The sequence below is a fragment of the Polynucleobacter sp. CS-Odin-A6 genome (assembly GCF_018882095.1).
Lineage (GTDB): Bacteria > Pseudomonadota > Gammaproteobacteria > Burkholderiales > Burkholderiaceae > Polynucleobacter.
Genome location: NZ_JACVPD010000003.1, coordinates 79,187 through 97,046 on the forward strand (window position 1 = coordinate 79,187; position 17,860 = coordinate 97,046).

Here is a 17,860-nt window from a genome sequence, read left to right on the forward strand (position 1 = left end):
ATCTCTAGTTTTTTTCATCATTCCTGAAATTCTTTAATGACAATTTTTAATACTTGATTTTTCTCTTTCAGTTTATGATAATGATTATCATTTACAGTAAGATTGAAAGAATGAAGTCGAGCATGAAAATTATTGATTTAATGGATCAAATCAAGCAAAAGCCTGATGTATATGTAGATGCGCCAATGCATACCCTTCAAGAGAAAAGATATACCAGCGGCGATCTATTGGGCACATCAAACTCAGTCCTCATTGACCACCGTGGGGTAATGTATACCTTACGGCTTACCCAATTTGGAAAACTCATTCTGACTAAGTAGTCTTTAATGACCCAGTTAAAAATGCACTCCCTACATATCGGAATGGGTTTCTTAGTTCTTACTTTCCATGCATTCATTTTATTTTTAATGATCTTTGGAGGACATGACACAGTTGATAAGAGGTCCAATTTAGTTCTTGTAAGAGAGATTATTGAGTTAGAGTCCGCTGACGTATCAAAAGCGGTGGATAGGCGTTCCACATCCGATAAGTCTATTACCAAGGGTGGCACCAAAATCAACCCTTATTCCCCCGAAGGATATGGGCAGATAAACCCAGTTCAAGATTACAAAGTCGCTTCAGCGCCGATATCTATGCCATCTGCAGATTCCGCAGCGTTGAGTAATCCTAAGCCGCCTTATCCTATTACAAGTCGCGAGAATGGCGAGCAGGGAAGGGTTTATCTCAATGCTTGTGTTAGTGAACGTGGAAAAATTGATCGCTTAGACTTGGCTAAGAGCTCTGGCTTTCATGCGCTAGATAGATCTGCCCTGAATACTGTTCGTCATTGGGAGTTCATACCCGCTTATGAAAGCGGTAAACCTATTTCAATGTGTTATCGCCTTCCAATTCATTTTGTACTTAGCAGTCATCTCAATATCCCCATTGAGAGCGATGGATAATTTTTTAGCGCTTTACAATTGACAATGAGAATCATTTAGATTATTATAACTATTCAGTCAGACAGCTTTTGACTGGAAGTCATTAATGTCACAGCCCGCCGCCGCTAGCTAGTGTTTGAGCTAGAGGTTATATGAGGAACGGGTTGGAGATACGCAAATTAGCGCTATTGTTGGCAGCGTCATTCACGACAGCAATAGTGAATGCACAAAATGTGATCGATCAGGATGAAGCCAAGCAAGCTAATAGAGATCTCAAGGAGGTCACTGTATCTTCTACGCGCTCAGAACGAAAAACAGATAACGCGCCTAATCTGGTCACAGTCACTACTGCAGAAGAAATTCAAGAGTTAGGAGCGCGAAATATTGGCGATGTCTTTAAAGACTCACCTGACGTCACAGTACCGCAACAAACTGGACGATTTAGTATTGCCACGGGTGGAACGGGTAGAGGCGGTCAAGAGAGTATTAATATCCGTGGCTTACAAGGAAATAATGTCCTATTGTTAGTGGATGGCATTCGCATCCCAAATCAATTTTCATTTTCAGCTTTTCAAGTCGGCCGTGGAAATTTTTTAGATGTGGATGGCTTCAGAAAAATCGAGGTAGTGAGAGGTCCATCTTCTACTCAGTATGGAAGTGATGGATTAGCTGGTGTCGTGAACTTTCAAACCTTCAATCCAGCCGATTTGATCAAAAAAGGGGAAGATCAGGGTGGCTTTGTGAGATCGGGCTACTCCAGTGTAGATAACTCATCGAATACAAGCTTGGCTTACGCTGAAAAAAATGATCGAGCCCAAGGTATGGTGCTTGGCAATTTTCAAGCAGGTCATCAATACGAAAATAAAGGATCTGACTACTCCAACGGAATCAACCGTAGCGCGCCAAATCCTGCTAATTATGGAAACTATTACCTTTTATCAAAAGGCACTGTAACGATTGACTCCAGAAGTCAGATTGGCATTACCTATGAGACTCAACACGTTCAGCAAAGCGTGAGTAATTTATCTGATTTAGGAGTGAGTGGTGGCTGGGGTAGCAACAACGTAGTGACATCAACTACTCAAGATAGCACTTCACGCAATCGCATATCTGCTGAATACGATCATAAGGATTCATCGGCCGAGTACCTTCAAAAAGTTAACGTGATGGCGTACTATCAGGCCGCTAATGTGACTCAAGATGGTTATCAGCAACGGGTTAACGCGCCAACACCTACTGTCCCGAATTGGAGGGGCAGAAATAATACTTATACTCAAGACACTAAAGGAATAAACGCTTTACTGGAAAGTAACTCCACGGTCCTAGTGAATCAGCGTTTAACGTACGGTCTCGATTGGAGCTCTGCTGCCATTACAGGGCAGATGAATACCTCTGGATATGGAAGTGAAGCCTATCCACTGGGGCGTAAACCCCTTTATCCATCCCTCACTCCCATTCCGTCTTCTACTTATGAATTATCAGGTGCATTTTTACAAAGTGAAATGGAGTTTGACACTCTGAGCATCATTCCTGGCGTTCGATACGATGCTTATTCCATTAAGGCAGATAGCGGGGCATATCCCAGCAATAGTGCTTCAGCCATCTCACCAAGAATAGGTACGATATGGAATTGGATGCCAGAATTTAGGCCATTTGCAAACTGGGGGACAGGCTTTAGTGCGCCCACTCCTGATCAGGCCTTATCGAGCTATAACCCATTCGGAGCGGGTGCTGCAGGCCAGTATTACACCTTAATTCCTAATCCAGCTTTGAAGCCTCAGACCGGGAATGGGGTTGAAGCAGGGACACGTGGTCGAGTAGGCAACTGGCGCTATCAGTTTTCGGGATATGTAAATAATTACCATGATTTTATTGCTCAGGTCACTACTAAAGGCAATGCCTACAACCCAATCAATCCTGCAATTTATCAGTATCAGAATTTAAATCATGTCTACATTCGTGGATGGGATGTCAGGACTGACTGGAATTTTTCTGAAGCTTGGCAAGCGAATGCTGCGATGGCATATAGCCATGGTCAACAAATGCAAAATGGCATTGCTGCTCCACTCAATACGACTCAGCCCTTACGTGCCATATTTGGCCTGAGGTATGACTCAGTACAGTGGGGTGCATTTGCCAATCTGATTTGGAATCAAGGGAAGTCGGCGAGTACCGTTAACTATGACACTACGAGTGGAGGAACTGAAAACCAGTTCTTACCACCAGCATTTACAGTGCTGAATTTAACAGGCTATTGGAGGCCTGCTAAACAGTGGACCATCAATGCCAACCTAAATAATCTATTTAATAGTACTTATTGGAATTGGTCTGGCGTACAAGGTTCTGTGACTAACATGAGCTCTTCTACTTATAACGCTTCTGCTGCCCAACAATCCGCTACAGCTGCACCCCGCAATATACAAGTTTCTGTGCGCTACGATTTTTAAGGAGAAAACATGATTGAAAAAATACACTCCACTCGACAATCATTTACCCGATTGCGCAAGGATGAACAGATGCGTCATCGTGATATCGCCCATCATCTTGGGATTTCAGAGGGTGAATTAATTGCTGCCCATGTAGGCATAGAATCCATGCCATCTGCAATTGGAACAATACAAGCAATACGCCTTCGTTCCGAGTGGCCTGAAATCATCAGCTCTGTTGAGTCTTTAGGTGAGGTCATGGGCCTGACCCGTAATAATGCGTGTGTCCATGAAAAGATAGGCATTTATCAGAATGTTTCCAAAGATGGCCCTGTCGGAATTTTAATTGGTGAAATTGAATTGCGGATTTTCTATCGATCTTGGGTTCATGGCTTTGCCGTTTGCGAGATGGGCAAGGAGGGTATGCATCGTAGTCTGCAATTCTTTGACAACACTGGGATGGCTATCCATAAGATTCAATTGAAGCCTCAAAGTTTTATTAACAAATATGAAGAACTTGTAATTCAATTCAAGAATCATGATCAGTCTCCAGAAATTCAGGTAGGGGAGCTAGATAAGCTTGCAGCAGAATTACCTGATCAGGATATCGATATTTCACGTTGGCATCAAGCATGGCGTGCCATGAAAGATACGCATGATTTCTTTGTCTTGCTCAGAAAATTCAAGCTCACTCGAACTCAGGGACTGCGTCTAGCTGAGCCAGAATTTGCTCAAGAGTTGCCTGTGACTTGTATAAAAGACTTATTGGAATTAGCTGTAAGCACCGGCACTTCCATTATGGTGTTTGTGGGTAACGCTGGCATGATTCAGATCCATAGCGGCCCAATCAATAAAGTAGTTTCGATGGGTACATGGATCAATGTGATGGACTCGAGGTTTAATCTGCATTTGCGTGCAGATAACATAGTTAAAGTATGGGTAGTGCGTAAGCCAACCCTGGATGGAATCGTTACCTCTGTGGAGTTATTTGATTCGGAGGGTGAAGCAATTGTCATGTTCTTTGGCGAAAGAAAGCCTGGTGTTCCAGAACTAGAAAAATGGCGTTCCCTAGTGCAAGACCTTGTCACTAAGTCCAGAAATGTGGGGGCTTAATATGAACTTTCTGCGTCGAAACATACTGATCAATTCTTTAACAGCAGCGGGTCTACTAGCTCTAGCTGAAAATGGATTTGCCCAAGACAGACCAACTTCATTGTCTAGGCCTATGCGCTTGATTAGTATCGGTGGAGCATTAACTGAAATCATTTATTTGCTCAATGCCAGTAAGGAGTTGGTCGGTGTAGATACGACCTCTATTTATCCTGCGGCTGCTATTCAGTTGCCTAATGTAGGGTATGCCCGAAGCCTTTCTTCGGAAGGTATCTTAGCGCTGCGTCCAACTCAAGTAATCACTACGCAAGACGCTGGACCCCCGGCAGTTTTAAGGCAAATCAGCAATGCAGGTATTCCTCTTGCTGTTTTACCATCCAATTATCAGTTTCAAGGTGTCATTGATAGGGTGAATCAAATTGGAGACTTGATTTATCAGCCTAGAAGAGCTCAAGATTTAGCTTATCAATTGAATCTGGAGTGGAAAAAAACCCAACAACTGGTGGCTAATTCCAAGACTAAAAATATTAGCGTCTTATTTATCCTATCGCAAAATCCAAGCCAACTCATGGTTGCTGGTCAGAAAACTAGCGCAGATGCAGTAATAACCTATGCTGGTGCCAAGAATGCGATTTCGGGATTCAGTGGATATAAACCGCTTACCCCTGAAGCTGTTATTACTGCTAATCCTGATGTGATCTTGATGACTGCTCAGGGGATTAAAGCGGTTGGTGGCATTGCTGGCGTTGTCAGTCTTCCTGGGCTAGATAAAACGATAGCAGGCAGACAGAAGAGGATCGTCTCCTTAGAAACGATGTATATGCTGGGATTTGGCCCGCGCATGCCATTAGCAATTGCTGAGCTGAATACGCTTTTGCAGCAAACAATGGCCTAGTTTAAGCAGATTTTTCTTATGGTTTCGACCTCTTTCTCCATGAGGGCTTACAAGTCTTTGATTGCATTGCTCGGTTTTGCCTTTGTGATTGGATTGGTAATAATTGTTTCGCAATTTGGCGCAGTCAAAATTGGTTTAGATGATTGGGCCTCGCTTCTTCATGGCGGAGGCAATACGCAATCCAATAGTAGCTATATTTTGTGGCAGCTCCGGTTCCCACGAATTATTTTTGCTATTGGCATTGGGGCTACTCTTGGGCTCTCAGGGGCACTCACTCAGAGTTTATTTCGCAATCCGCTTGCTGACCCAGGATTGCTGGGTGTGTCTGCAGGTGCTGCATGCGCAGTAGCGGTAGCCATTGTGATTTTCGGAGATGTAAACATAGAAATCCTTTCACATTGGAGATTGTGGACCACACCCATATTTGCATTTGTAGGCGCTGTTCTAGTTTGTTTGACTTTAGATAGGGTTGCACGCTGGATTACACCTGGGTCAATCGCAGGCCTACTGTTAACCGGTATTGCTCTAAATGCAATTGCCGCTGCTTTCATCGGCTTATGCACTTACTTAGCCACTGATGAGCAATTAAGAAATTTCACTTTTTGGACCATGGGCTCTCTCTCCGGATCGAATTGGATGTTGGTTCAAGCTGTTAGCGTTCTTTTTATGCTGGCATGGTGGCGTTTACGCAAACTCGTTAAGGTAATGAATGTCTTTGCCCTAGGTGAGTCAGCAGCAGTTCATGTTGGCGTCGAGATCAGTCCCATCAGAATGGAAGTTATTGTTTGGGTGGCTTTGTTGACTGGATTTGCCGTCGCTTGGTGTGGAATGATTGGTTTCGTTGGCCTAATTGCCCCCAATTTTGCTCGTGCTTGGTTAGGGGGTGATCAAAGAAAAGTCATTCCAGTATCGATGATCTTGGGTGCCATCCTATTGTTATTGGCCGATACCTTTGCTAGGACGATTGCAATTCCTGCAGAACTACCCGTTGGAATTTTCACTGCTCTACTTGGGGCACCATTTTTTATCATGCTATTGCGGACATCGCGTCGCCAAATTGCATGAATACTCTTTGTAATCTCGATCAATTGGGCCTCAATCTAGGCGAAAAAGAGTTTGGTCCATTTTCATTAACAATAGCTCAAGGCGAGAGGATCGCCATACTGGGCCCTAGTGGCGCAGGAAAAACGACATTACTGAAGTTGATATCACGCGATCTACAATCAGATTCCGGGCTTTATCTATTCAAGGGTTCAGCAATTCATACTTGCTCTTCATATGACCTTAGCAGAGTAAGGGCTGTATTACCCCAGTCTAGCGATGTTGCATTTGGATTGTTGGCTCAGTTAGTCATTGAATTGGGCAGAATCTCTATTTCAGTCGATCCCCATCTTCATCAAATCACTCAAGATGCAGCCCGCTTGAGTTGCTGTGAACACCTCTTAAACAGAAGTTTTGATACCTTGTCTGGCGGTGAAAAGGCTCGCGTACAACTAGCAAGGGTATTTGCCCAGCTATGGGATGAGAAAGATGGCCTGATTTTGGTTGATGAGCCTTTAGCTTCATTAGATCCAGGTCTTCAAATCGAGCTTTTGGAAAGCATGAGACAGTATGCTTTCGATAGAAATCACACGATCGTGGCTATCCTGCATGATATTAATCAGGCCATGCAATATTTTGACCGATTGGTTTTGGTGAAAGAGGGAAAAATCATTGGCGATCTACCGCCAGGGCCTCAAGCCATTTACGCTTTAGAGCATCTGTACGATATTCAATTGGATATATTGAGCTCGAAATCAGCTACAAACTTTGTTTTTCCTAGGGCTAGGACATTAGAAATATGACTGCGCGTAAGTGATTGTTGATGTTACTGCCGAAGTAATGAGAATATTTTTGTGTGCAGTAAGAGCCTACGCCTTACATTACCCTCTAGGCATCTCAATCAGGAAGCAGGCACCACCATCTGGATTATTCTGGGCTTTAATATCACCACCATATCGATTGAGAATGTTTTTTGAAAGCCATAAACCGATACCAATCCCTGTGATTCTGTTAGTGACCATTAATTCAAAAATTTTAGCTTCTTGACCTGCTGCAATTCCAGGCCCGTTATCTTGAATAGACACTTTAATTAGATCTCCAAGTCTCATAACAGAAATAATGATCTTTTTATGATTTCGTCTTGACTCATCCAATGCCTCGATAGCATTATTCAATAAGTTGATCAATACTTGCTGCCACTCCGCTAAATTGACATTGATTTGATAAATAGGATCGCATTCAAATTCAAGCGTAATATCTGCGGCCCGTAATTTACTTTTCGAAATTGCAATTACCTCAGCAATAGACCCAGATAGGTTTACTGCTGAAATAGCATTATTTTTATTTTCTGCCATTCTAGACAAATTTTTCACTATTTCTGAGGCGCGATTAATGTCAACTAATACGCTTTTATTTAATTCTTTTAAAAGTGAAATATTGGTTGGATCAGACTCTAATTTCATTTCTAAAAATTGAGCATTGAGCTTGGTTGCTCCGAGGGGTTGATTGATTTCATGAGAAATAGTCGAAGCTAAAGCATTGATAGAGGCATATCTATTTAGTTTTTGCAGTGAAAGGATCATCTCATTTCGCCCTTCCAAAGCATTTCCGAGCTTAAGATTCATATTGTTTAGACGGCTGTGCTCTGCAAAGCCAAGATGTAGTCTTAAGATAATGTAAGTAAAGTTTCGGATCGATCCGAGTAAAACAATGCAATACCAAATAATCAGGTTGTATGTCTTAGGTTCAAATGCGAAACCACTATAACCAGTAAGAGCATTGATGGCCCGAATAAAGTACATAGCGCTCATGAAGCCAAACACCCCAATCAGAAATTTAAAAAATACTTTATTTTCAAATTCCTTAGAGGTGAGATTTGCTTGGTACAGACATATCAGATTGCTAACTCCAAAAAAGCTTGTTCATATTGCTGTAATGAGGGGTGTGATTTGCCCGTTATTGAGGTGTCTTTCAAATTCAACTATGACAAATAGGATTACTGGAAGAGCAGGAGTAAACCAACTAATTCGGTAATTAGATTCATGCGCGGATAGTCTTTTAAGGGATTCGGCAAAGAGTAGAACAGATATTGTTTCTAGTGAAACCATCATGCTGTAGCTGAAAAATAGTGGTATTTCAGCTCTGAAGACGGTGACTATAGTCGCAGTTGAAGTTGCAACACATCCAAAAATCCAAAGTCTTGCTGAGCCATCATTCTTTTTCCAAAACAGAGCAGCAATTAAGGCCCCAGCTGAAAAACTGATAGCGCTATAAAGAATGAAGAGGGTTTGGATAGTAAATTGTTGCATTTGTGTACTTGCACGCCATCTCAGCTTTGATTATCTTAATAAGTTGCTTACCCTAGGTCTAATAGCGTAGTTACATTTATTTGATTGAAATATACACCGATTGAGCATCTCGCAATTATCTCCTGCACTAGCTTATTTGCCTCCTTTATCTTGGGATATGGACTTCCTTCAGGGATAGGGGTTCCCTCCCACCATAAAAAATACTAATCCAGACTCTTGAGTCACGCTCTTTAGTGTTTAAAGGCCTATTGAATGGTTATTTTTATGCGGATTAGGTGAGAATCAGTCATATTGATAGTAGATAATCCGTGCAAAGAGCCACTCAAATGCGCGTGTTTTCTAAGATAGCCTCTGAAATTGCTCAATCCGTATCCCATTAGTATGTTAATAAACTAATTACCCTCAAGGTTATCTATTTACAATGCAATAAATTCAATTGAATAAGGAATAGTAATGAATCCAAAAATGATTAGTAAGATTGTTGCTGCCTCAGTATGGGCTACATTGGCTTTTGCGCCAATGGTGGGTAATGCCTGCACTAGCTTCTTATTAAAGGGCAGCGATGGCGGCTATGTTTATGGTCGCACTATGGAATTTGGCATGGCCTTAAAATCACAGCTCACTTCTATCCCCAGAAATTATGCTTTGAAGGGCATTGGTGTTGATGGAAAATATGGTTCAGGCCGTAATTGGAGTAGCAAATATGCTGCCGTTGGCATGAATGCTTTAGGTTTGTCTGAGTATGTTGATGGTATGAATGAAAAAGGGCTTATTGGTGGCCTGCTGAACTTCCCCAATAGCGCCGGCTTCCAAGCTGTAAATGCTGTGAATTCTAGCGATAGCATTAATTCAGTTCAAGTGTTGACTTATGCGTTGACAAATTTTGCTACTGTTGAAGAAATTAAAGTCGGATTACAGAAAATTAAAGTCAATGGCGCTAAGCTGGCTGTATATGGTGATCTGACTCCACCAGTGCACTATACCTTCCATGATGCTAACGGAAAAAGTATTGTGGTTGAGTATGTCAAAGGCGAGTTAACGATTACGGATAATCCAGTGACTGTGATGACGAATGATCCACCGATTCAAGATCATTTAAAAAATATTGGCAATTACTCTAATCTCTCTAAAGTAGAGAAGCCACCTTTAGTGATTAATGGCGCTACATTTGCGGCCCCTAGCTCTGGAAGTGGCTTGCACGGTCTTCCTGGAGACTCACTGAGTCCGAGCCGTTTTATTCGTGCTGTTTTCTTATCTAGCTCAGTTCCCACTACCTTTACTACCAGTCAAATGAATGATGCTGCATGGCATGTTTTAGGTAACTTTGATATTCCCCCAGGTTCAGTGACATTGCCAGCTAGCAATCCATACGGAGGTGGCACAGGAGGGTACGAAACAACTGAGTGGGCTATTGTAGCCAATAACAAAGAGATGATTTATAACGTCAAAATGTATGAAAACAATAATATCTATGCATTTGATCTAAAGAAAATGGACATGAATGCGAAAGAAATTAAGTTCACCAAATTGGATCAGCCCAAGATTTTGGTTCCAGTAAATTAAATCAAAGCCATTAGCAAAAGAATCCCATCATGAAAGCCCGTAAATCATTTTTGAAGGCCTTGCCTTTACTCTCAATCTGCTGTCTATCTAATGTAGCCTTAGCTGAAACGCAGATTCTCAAGGCATCCACAATTATTACTATGAACGAGAGAAGCCCCCGTGCAGAAGCGGTGGCTTTTGACACGGTAAGCAAAAAGATTACAGCTGTTGGATCTTTTGCTGATGTGCAAGCTCAATCACCGCAGGCTAAGATTACTGATCTGGGGTCAACTGTGCTAATGCCTGGCTTTGTTGAACCCCATAGCCATCCTTTGTTAGGCGGCATGGTTACGCAATCGCCAGCGTATTGGGTTGCTCCTTACGTTGGTTATAAAACCTGGGATGACGTGAAGGCAAAGATATTAAAAGAAGATGCAGCGATGCCTGCTCGTACGCCGTTAATTTTTAATGGCGTTGATCGCTTACTTCAACAAGCGCCAACCCCAACCAATAAAATATTGGATGCTTTAACACCTAGTGGTAGGCCGATTCTGTTGTTAGATAATTCTGGTCACGCTGTTTACTTCAATACGGCAGTGATCAAAGGCTTACCTTGGGCAAACGGCAAGCCACCCAAAAATCCTGTGGGCGGTAGTTTTGGTCGTAATGCAGATGGCACTTCTAATGGTGTTGCTAATGAAGTTCCTGCTCTCATGGTGGTCGTGGCGCCATTGTTAGGTAAAGCCATTCCTCATCCGTTGCTGTCTGGTGCAAAGTGGTATGCCTACATGGCTTCTTTTGGCATTACCTCCACATCGGATATGACTTACAGCTCCGGTGAATACAAAGCGTATTTAGCGCTTGCATCGCTTCCCGATAGTCCACTGCGTATTAATGTGTACCATATGTCAACCGAACCTGATGCGGCTAAACAAGTTACTTGGCCGGATCCCGGTATGGTTCGCAAGCAGGGTATCAAACTTTGGGCTGATGGGACGCCTTGGCTTGGAACTGTTGCGCAAAGTTTTGGCTACTTAGACAACCAAACTACTAAAAGGGCCCAAATTATTTTGGGGCCACTGGGCGAAAAGGGCATGAACTATACGCGCCTTCAGTTAGATCAAATTTTGGATCAATTTGCACCATTGGGCTATCAAATGTCTTTCCACTGTAATGGCGATGTAGGCTTTGACGTAGTGATGGATGCATATGAACGTGCATTGAATAAATATAAACTCATCGGTACAGATCACCGCTGGCGTGTTGAGCATTTAGGCGCTGCGCAGGGTGATCAATTTAAGCGTGCTGCTTCTCTTGGGGTGACTGTTTCAATGTCGCCATTTCAGTATATTTACTGGGGAGACTTGCTTGATGGCACCATGTTTGAGTCATCGTACGGCTCACAGTGGGAGCCTTTAGGTGATGCCTTTAAATCTGATGTCAAACCATCCTTTCATAATGATGGCCCAGTTTCCCCGCCGAATCCGCTCTTAAATATTCAAAGCATGGTCACTCGCACTACGATTTCGGGTAAGGTTCATGGGGCCAATCAAGCAGTTTCGATGAATGATGCTCTCAAAGCAGTAACAGTCAATGGCGCATATCAACTCAAACGCGATAAGGAAGTTGGTTCGCTAGAAGTGGGTAAGTATGCTGACTTTGTCGAGCTTTCTGGGGACTTAACTGCCGTTAAGCCGATTGAAATTACTGAGAAGGTCAAAGTGCAGGGTACTTGGGTTGGCGGCAAGAAAATTGACCTTACCAAGTTCATCAACGAAGTGACTGCAATGGATCCAAGCTCACATCAGGATTTGGCTAAATCTTCACTTTCAACTTGGCACGGTCATATGCGCTAAAGCATTCCTCGGCAAAAGCGGCCATATTGACCAACTTTTCATCTTCCTTGTAATTGCCAATGAGCTGAATGCCCAGTGGCAGTCCATTACATGACCTATTTACTGGAAGTGCGATAGCGGGAGTACCTATAAAGGTCCATAGGGAGCAAAAGATTGGATTGCCTGTTAAGTCGAGGCCTTTCGGAGCCTCGCCGGTAGCGGGGTTAGCTAGGATCGCGTCAAAGCGCTGAAAATATTCCCCGATAGACCGACGCAATTGCATTTGAAGCTGTTTTGCTTTGATGTAACCACTGACTGAGCAAGCATTGCCTTTCTCTACGAGTTCTTTGATATCGGCACCCAGGAGATCGGGAAATTTCTCAAGATGCTTTTCATGAACTACTGCGGCTTCACAAGCCATCAGTACTGCTAGGGCCTCAATCCCATCCCAATAAGTTTGGGGTAGGGTGAGTTCTTCAGCGCTAGCCCCCGAAGCCTTTAAAAGATGAATGGCTTTTTCCATTGCATCAATTTGTTCAGCGCTCAACAAGTCATCAAATGGAGTTTTCAGAACTGCAAAGTGGGGCTTTTGCTTACCCAAGACGGTACTGAGGGGTGACAGTATTAATTCAGGAATGACAATGGAGTCATCCTCATCCGTTGAGGTATTCTTAAGCAAGTTAAATGCATAAACAGCATCAATCACTGACCTAGTAAAAAACCCAATATGGTCAAGAGAATTGGCAACGGGGTGTACTCCAGCCCGCGGAACAGCTCCAAAGCTGGCCTTAAAACCGACGATTCCACAATAGGTAGCAGGTCTAATGATAGAGCCAGCAGTTTGTGATCCTAATGCCAATGGCACAATCCCACTGGCTACTGCTGCAGCTGACCCACTAGAAGAACCTCCGGGGGTGTGAGCACTATTCCACGGATTCGTAGTGACACCAGCATGACGCCAGGCAAATTCAGTGGTGACCGTTTTCCCAAAAATGATACCCCCCAGTTTTCTGATCTTTCGCACGATTGCGGCATCTTCCGCCGGGGTAAAGCTACTGTAAATAGGCGAACCATAGCTGGTAACAAAATCTTTCGTAGCAATAATATCCTTCACCGCTATAGGAATGCCCATCAAGGGGCCGGATCCTGATTGTTTCTGAAGGTTTGGTAATGGGGCTCTTACGGTAAATGCTTTTAGCACTGGCTCTATTTGATCCGCTCGTTCCACGCATTGCTCCAGATATTCGTCAACCATGAGCTGTTTACTTTTAATCAGTTCGCTAGCCTGTACCAGCCCCAAAGCAGATTTCATCCTATTTATCCATGGTTTTATATGATTCTGCTTACTTTATCACCGCCCAAGATAGGGTGTTGATTCTCTTCTCACAAAGCATTTTCATAGCAGTTCAATTCAATTTAATCATATTTTTAATATAGTTCACAACTTCACAACTTTTGTAGTATAGTATGTTCATAGGAGGTGAAATGAGAAAAGTAATACCAAAAACACATCAAGCTTTAGATTGGATAGGGAAGGGGATGAGTGCGGCTCAAGCAGCTAGGAAGATGGAAATCTCAGAATCCAGCGTCTATGCCGCCCTTAGAAAGACAAGAGCAAAAGATTCAGGTTGTTGCCCAACATGTGGTCACAAAATAAGGAAATAAAATGAAAAAGACTTTATTAGCTGTTGTTTCAATCTCAGTAGCTGCTTTTGCCTATGCCAATAGCCCATCTGACTCTTCTGAGTTAGTCAGTCAGCAGTGCAAGATATCTGCTGAAGCCGTTTCTACATTAAAAGGTTTGCGCTATGGAAATACATCCATCCGTAAAGATGTATCAGGATTAATTAACCTGAGCTTAAAGGTTCAGGAGAATAAAGATGCAGCTCAAATGACCTTAAATAGAATGGTTGATGATCACATCAATTCAGCATCTGCTTTAGAAACAAAATACTGCTCTTGAGTCTTTATTGACATTGCAGTATTAGGGGTCATGATTGAACCCTACAGTCAATTATTTCTTCAATTTTGCTAAGAACTCTGCGATCACTTTATTTTGGAATTCATTTTCTTCTTTAGTGGCTCCGGCGCCAGACAAATGACCCATTGGAAGGCGATCATTGATGGCTAAATATTGAGCACCTGGAATCAATTTTGCCGACATTTTTGCATCAGACTCTGGATTCAATAGATCGCCAGTGCCAGCAAGAATGAGGGTCTTGGCCTTAATTGATTTTAGGGCGGCAGAGGTGTTGCCATTAAATCCCTGAGTTTGACCAACATCATGACGGTCATAAGCGCGGGATTGCCAGATCCAATCGTTGGCATCCATTCTCTTCCATCCAGCATCTTGTACTTTTTTAAGGTATTCAATTTCGGCTTCAGGCGTAGCATTGAGTTGCTCTTGGTAGGCGGGCGTTCTGACTATCACGCCGCTAAGCCATCCAGACCAAAGGCGCATTCCTTGCTCAACTGGTTTATCGTATTTGCCACCCTGATAGCTTGGATCTGTCATGATGCTTTGGCGTAGCATTTCAAGAATGCCGGTTGTCCATGCATTGGTTTTTGCCAATGGGATAATGGGAATAATTGCTTGCATCGAATTGGGATAGGAAACCGCCCATTGCAAGGCTTGCATACCGCCCATTGAGGCACCAACTATGGCAACTAACTTCTTGATCCCGAAGTGATCTGTAATCAGTCGATGTTGACTATTCACCATATCACGCATGTTGAATTCAGGAAACTGGATATTGGGCTGCAACTTGCTATTCGATGGCGAGCTCGTCAAGCCATTACCAATCGCATCAGTACAAATCACAAAATATTTATTCGTATCTAAGGCTTTGCCTGGACCAATCAGATAATCAATCCGATGATGATTACCGCCAATTGCAGTAACCATCAGAATAGCATTACTTTTATCGGCATTTAAGGTGCCTTGCGTTGTGTAGGAGAGCTCAAAATCTTTAATAATAGAACCATTTTCCAGGGCAAAATTACCCTCTGCATACGTTTGATGCGCCGGGTCAGTGGGTTTATGAGCAAGTGCGTATGTAGTCGTTAAAGTCAGGACTAAAAATAGTCCGTTCATAATGATCCGATGCATGATTGTCTCCTCTTTATTATTCGATATTTATAACAGGATTTTCAATTGACCCATTCATTTGAGTGCCCGGTATGTGGAAACCCCAGGGGGATGCTTGGGGAGTGTCGCCAGTGTGGCAGCGAAGAACTTCCTATGCCGCATAGTGACACCATCGTATTGAATCTGAAATTCGATAATCCGAGTGCTGAAGAGGCCCTAGAGCGACTGACGATCGCGCTACGTCGTGCTTCAGAGGTGGGCATCAAAGCCATGATTGTGATTCATGGTTACGGGGCTAGCGGCGAAGGTGGCAAGATTAAATGGGCTGTACACAATGCCCTTGAAAATAACTATTTCTCAGACCGGGTAGATGAGTATCATTTTGGCGAGCAGACTGCTTTTGGAAGTGATGCTTATCATGCGCTATTAAGAAGAAGGCCTGGACTCAAAGGCTATCTTAAGCACTTTAAAGAAGGTAATGCAGGAATGACCGTATTAATACTGTAATCCTCGCCATAATTGCTTAGAATAGGGAATGGAGCAATAATTCCATCAATTCTAAGGAATAATCATGACCGCGAAAAAAACAGTAGCACATGAAGAAGCTCAGCTTGACTCTGCTCATCTGATGGGGGATTTCAAAGCTTTGATGGCAGACGCTGAAGCCTTGATTAAAGCAACTGCTCACCATGAGGAAGGTCCACTCAGTACTATTCGATCTAAGGCGCTCGATACTCTCAACAATGCCAAAGAAAGTCTCTCTGCTATGGAGGACACCCTGACCGAAAAAGCCAAAGTTGTGGCAGATGGCGCCGATGACTTCGTCCATCGTAATCCTTGGGAGGCTGTTGGGGTCGCTGCTGGACTTGGTTTATTGATTGGCCTGTTTATTCGCGGTCGTTAATCACTTATGTCACAAGAAAATCTTTTAGCTTCACTAAAGAATCTCGTTTCAACTGGGGCTTCGATCGCGCAGACTCGCTTAGAGTTACTTTCTACCGATGTGCAAATCGCCCGTGCTCAGTTTCTGAGTCTTCTCGTGATGGTAATCTTCACCTTATTTTTCTTATTCTTCGGCTTGGTCATGCTTGCTTTGCTCATCGTAATCTATAGCTGGGAGACTGACCGCATATTGGCACTCAGTTTGCTGACTAGTAGCTTTTTGGTGATTGGGCTTATTTTGGCCTTTGTGGTTTTGCGTTCTTTAAAGATGATGCCTCGATTATTTGAAGCCACAATTACCGAATTAGCTAAAGACCGCCAGGAGCTTGCAAATAGATGATGCACAAGTTATCTGACCTAGAGGAAAGACAAAGAGTGCTGCAAGAACGAGCGGCGCAAGAGCGTGCTGAGGTTGCGGTTCACTTCGAGGCGATAGAAAAGCCATTATCTTGGGCTGACAAAGGAATTGATGCCTTTAATTTTGTGAAGGGCAATCCATTGATATGGACCAGCGCCTTCGCCATGCTGGCGCACTTCAAGCCGAAGATAGCTAGCAAGATCCTGACAGTGGGTTGGGGCACAATGAAATTACTCAAAAGCGCCAAGACCCTTCTGTAATTTCTTTTCTAAGCTATTAAGATTGTCTTGTTGGCAATTCCGTTTTGCTGGAGGATTTGATTCCCATTTAACCCAGCAATCTCTAAAAACGTGAGGGCTCCGGCAACTTGGAAACCAGCTTGTTTCATTAATTTACTGGCTGCAATGATGGTGCCGCCAGTAGCCAAAACATCATCCACAATTAATACCCGCGCATCTGATGGCAGGGTAGATTGTTGAATCTCGAGTGCATCAGAGCCGTATTCCAAACCATAAGTCTCACGATGGCTAGCTATTGGAAGCTTGTTGGGTTTTCGGGCCAATGCTAAGCCTTTGCCTACCTGTTGCGCCAGAGCGGCTCCAAAGATAAAGCCGCGAGATTCAATCCCCAGAATATGGGTATATTCGAACTGCTGTGCAAGAGCCTCAAGCTGGAGAATGGCCTCTTTAAATGCGGCTGGATGGGCCAACAATGGGGAGATATCCCTAAAGAGGATTCCTGGCTTAGGAAAGTCAGGCACTCCGGGTAGATAATCAAGTAAATTCATAATTAATGGTCATAAGATCACAACTGCTATGAGAGCACAATTACTTATTATTACCGCATTAGAGTCTGAGCTGGATAAAAACACTTTACCGACTGGTGTAGAGATTGTGTATTCAGGGGTTGGCAAGATTAATGCTACCGCAGCAAGCATTCAGGCGATCCATCAATTTCAACCTCAGCGGATAGTGAATTTTGGTACAGTGGGGAAAATTAATCCTGCCCTCCACGGCTTACTGGAAATTAGTAAGGTGATACAGCGAGATATGATGACGGCGCCCTTAGCCCCTCGCGGCCAAACCCCGTTTTGCCCTAAGCCATCAGAATACCTCTCCTTGAGCGGTGAGCATATTTGCGGCACTGGTGATAGCTTTGTTACTGCTCATGATCCTTGGTTAATTGCTCAAGGCATTGATGTGGTGGACATGGAGTTATTTGCCATTGCCCGTATTGCCCATCAATTTAATCTTCCATGGCAATCATTTAAATATGTGACTGACGATGCTAATTCAGATTCGGGAAAAGAGTGGCAGCAGCGCGTGAATCATGGGCAAGAACTCTATCTCGAAAAACTCACAGAGTTGTTGAGCGCCTAAATAGAGACCATGGAT

The 17,860-nt window shown here is 43.3% G+C and carries 20 protein-coding genes; 15 read left to right on the forward strand and 5 right to left on the reverse strand.

The window, feature by feature from the left end; translation table 11 throughout:
* Nucleotides 1-122 precede the first annotated feature (122 nt).
* From hemP to ICN15_RS07955, 7 genes are all read left to right on the forward strand, one after another.
* Complete coding sequence (gene hemP / locus ICN15_RS07925) at nt 123-320, forward strand: hemin uptake protein HemP (protein WP_216202171.1); 198 nt, start codon at nt 123-125, stop codon at nt 318-320.
* A 6-nt stretch (nt 321-326) separates the two neighbouring features.
* Entirely contained in the window at nt 327-941 is a 615-nt protein-coding gene (locus ICN15_RS07930) for an energy transducer TonB (RefSeq protein ID WP_216202172.1), read from the forward strand.
* A gap of 131 nt (nt 942-1,072) precedes the next feature.
* Nucleotides 1,073-3,367 (forward strand): TonB-dependent hemoglobin/transferrin/lactoferrin family receptor, encoded by a 2,295-nt coding sequence (locus tag ICN15_RS07935; protein WP_216202173.1) that lies wholly within the window; start codon nt 1,073-1,075, stop codon nt 3,365-3,367.
* A 9-nt stretch (nt 3,368-3,376) separates the two neighbouring features.
* Nucleotides 3,377-4,459, forward strand: coding sequence for a hemin-degrading factor (locus tag ICN15_RS07940; RefSeq protein ID WP_216202174.1), 1,083 nt, complete (start codon nt 3,377-3,379; stop codon nt 4,457-4,459).
* A 1-nt stretch (nt 4,460) separates the two neighbouring features.
* On the forward strand, nt 4,461-5,351 hold the full coding sequence (locus tag ICN15_RS07945; protein WP_216202175.1) for a hemin ABC transporter substrate-binding protein: 891 nt from the start codon (nt 4,461-4,463) through the stop codon (nt 5,349-5,351).
* Between the two features lie 18 nt (nt 5,352-5,369).
* Nucleotides 5,370-6,416 (forward strand): iron ABC transporter permease, encoded by a 1,047-nt coding sequence (locus tag ICN15_RS07950; RefSeq protein ID WP_216202176.1) that lies wholly within the window; start codon nt 5,370-5,372, stop codon nt 6,414-6,416.
* Complete coding sequence (locus ICN15_RS07955; protein ID WP_216202177.1) at nt 6,413-7,195, forward strand: ATP-binding cassette domain-containing protein; 783 nt, start codon at nt 6,413-6,415, stop codon at nt 7,193-7,195. Before ICN15_RS07950 ends, ICN15_RS07955 begins: the two co-directional genes overlap by 4 nt.
* Nucleotides 7,196-7,273: 78 nt before the next feature.
* Here the strand turns inward: ICN15_RS07955 and ICN15_RS07960 are convergent, their stop codons facing one another.
* Both ICN15_RS07960 and ICN15_RS07965 read right to left on the reverse strand, forming a co-directional pair.
* Nucleotides 7,274-8,203: a sensor histidine kinase gene (locus tag ICN15_RS07960; RefSeq protein WP_216202178.1), complete on the reverse strand. Its 930-nt coding sequence runs from the start codon at nt 8,201-8,203 to the stop codon at nt 7,274-7,276.
* 111 nt (nt 8,204-8,314) lie between these two features.
* Complete coding sequence (locus tag ICN15_RS07965; RefSeq protein WP_216202179.1) at nt 8,315-8,701, reverse strand: hypothetical protein; 387 nt, start codon at nt 8,699-8,701, stop codon at nt 8,315-8,317.
* 453 nt (nt 8,702-9,154) lie between these two features.
* Between ICN15_RS07965 and ICN15_RS07970 the strand changes: the two genes are divergently transcribed.
* Together ICN15_RS07970 and ICN15_RS07975 are read left to right on the forward strand one after the other, a co-directional pair.
* Nucleotides 9,155-10,264 carry a linear amide C-N hydrolase gene (locus tag ICN15_RS07970; RefSeq protein ID WP_216202180.1) on the forward strand — a complete coding sequence of 370 codons (1,110 nt, stop codon included), beginning with the start codon at nt 9,155-9,157 and terminating at the stop codon, nt 10,262-10,264.
* A 29-nt stretch (nt 10,265-10,293) separates the two neighbouring features.
* Entirely contained in the window at nt 10,294-12,099 is a 1,806-nt protein-coding gene (locus ICN15_RS07975; protein ID WP_216202181.1) for an amidohydrolase, read from the forward strand.
* Here the strand turns inward: ICN15_RS07975 and ICN15_RS07980 are convergent.
* Nucleotides 12,059-13,390 carry an amidase gene (locus tag ICN15_RS07980; protein WP_216202182.1) on the reverse strand — a complete coding sequence of 444 codons (1,332 nt, stop codon included), beginning with the start codon at nt 13,388-13,390 and terminating at the stop codon, nt 12,059-12,061. The genes ICN15_RS07975 and ICN15_RS07980 overlap by 41 nt on opposite strands.
* 354 nt (nt 13,391-13,744) lie before the next feature.
* Here ICN15_RS07980 and ICN15_RS07985 point away from each other — a divergent pair, with 354 nt between their 5' ends.
* Nucleotides 13,745-14,041, forward strand: a complete 297-nt coding sequence (locus ICN15_RS07985; protein WP_216202183.1) for a hypothetical protein — start codon at nt 13,745-13,747, stop codon at nt 14,039-14,041.
* Nucleotides 14,042-14,092: 51 nt separating this feature from the next.
* Here ICN15_RS07985 and ICN15_RS07990 read toward each other — a convergent pair whose 3' ends face one another.
* Entirely contained in the window at nt 14,093-15,187 is a 1,095-nt protein-coding gene (locus ICN15_RS07990; protein WP_216202184.1) for an alpha/beta fold hydrolase, read from the reverse strand.
* A 45-nt stretch (nt 15,188-15,232) separates the two neighbouring features.
* On the opposite strand from ICN15_RS07990, the gene ICN15_RS07995 reads away from it, so the two are divergent.
* The 4 genes from ICN15_RS07995 (at nt 15,233) to ICN15_RS08010 (ending at nt 16,726) form a co-directional block, all read left to right on the forward strand.
* The gene (locus tag ICN15_RS07995; protein WP_216202185.1) at nt 15,233-15,673 is read left to right on the forward strand and encodes a Smr/MutS family protein; all 441 of its coding nucleotides are present in this window, start codon (nt 15,233-15,235) and stop codon (nt 15,671-15,673) included.
* A 64-nt stretch (nt 15,674-15,737) separates the two neighbouring features.
* A complete protein-coding gene (locus ICN15_RS08000) occupies nt 15,738-16,070 on the forward strand; it encodes a YqjD family protein (RefSeq protein WP_216202186.1) in 333 nt (110 codons plus the stop codon).
* A gap of 6 nt (nt 16,071-16,076) precedes the next feature.
* The gene (locus tag ICN15_RS08005; protein ID WP_216202187.1) at nt 16,077-16,448 is read left to right on the forward strand and encodes a phage holin family protein; all 372 of its coding nucleotides are present in this window, start codon (nt 16,077-16,079) and stop codon (nt 16,446-16,448) included.
* On the forward strand, nt 16,445-16,726 hold the full coding sequence (locus ICN15_RS08010; RefSeq protein WP_216202188.1) for a YqjK-like family protein: 282 nt from the start codon (nt 16,445-16,447) through the stop codon (nt 16,724-16,726). Before ICN15_RS08005 ends, ICN15_RS08010 begins: the two co-directional genes overlap by 4 nt.
* An 8-nt stretch (nt 16,727-16,734) precedes the next feature.
* Here the strand turns inward: ICN15_RS08010 and ICN15_RS08015 are convergent, their stop codons facing one another.
* On the reverse strand, nt 16,735-17,253 hold the full coding sequence (locus ICN15_RS08015; protein ID WP_216202189.1) for an adenine phosphoribosyltransferase: 519 nt from the start codon (nt 17,251-17,253) through the stop codon (nt 16,735-16,737).
* Between the two features lie 28 nt (nt 17,254-17,281).
* Here ICN15_RS08015 and ICN15_RS08020 point away from each other — a divergent pair, with 28 nt between their 5' ends.
* Complete coding sequence (locus ICN15_RS08020) at nt 17,282-17,845, forward strand: 5'-methylthioadenosine nucleosidase (protein ID WP_216202190.1); 564 nt, start codon at nt 17,282-17,284, stop codon at nt 17,843-17,845.
* Nucleotides 17,846-17,860 lie beyond the last annotated feature (15 nt).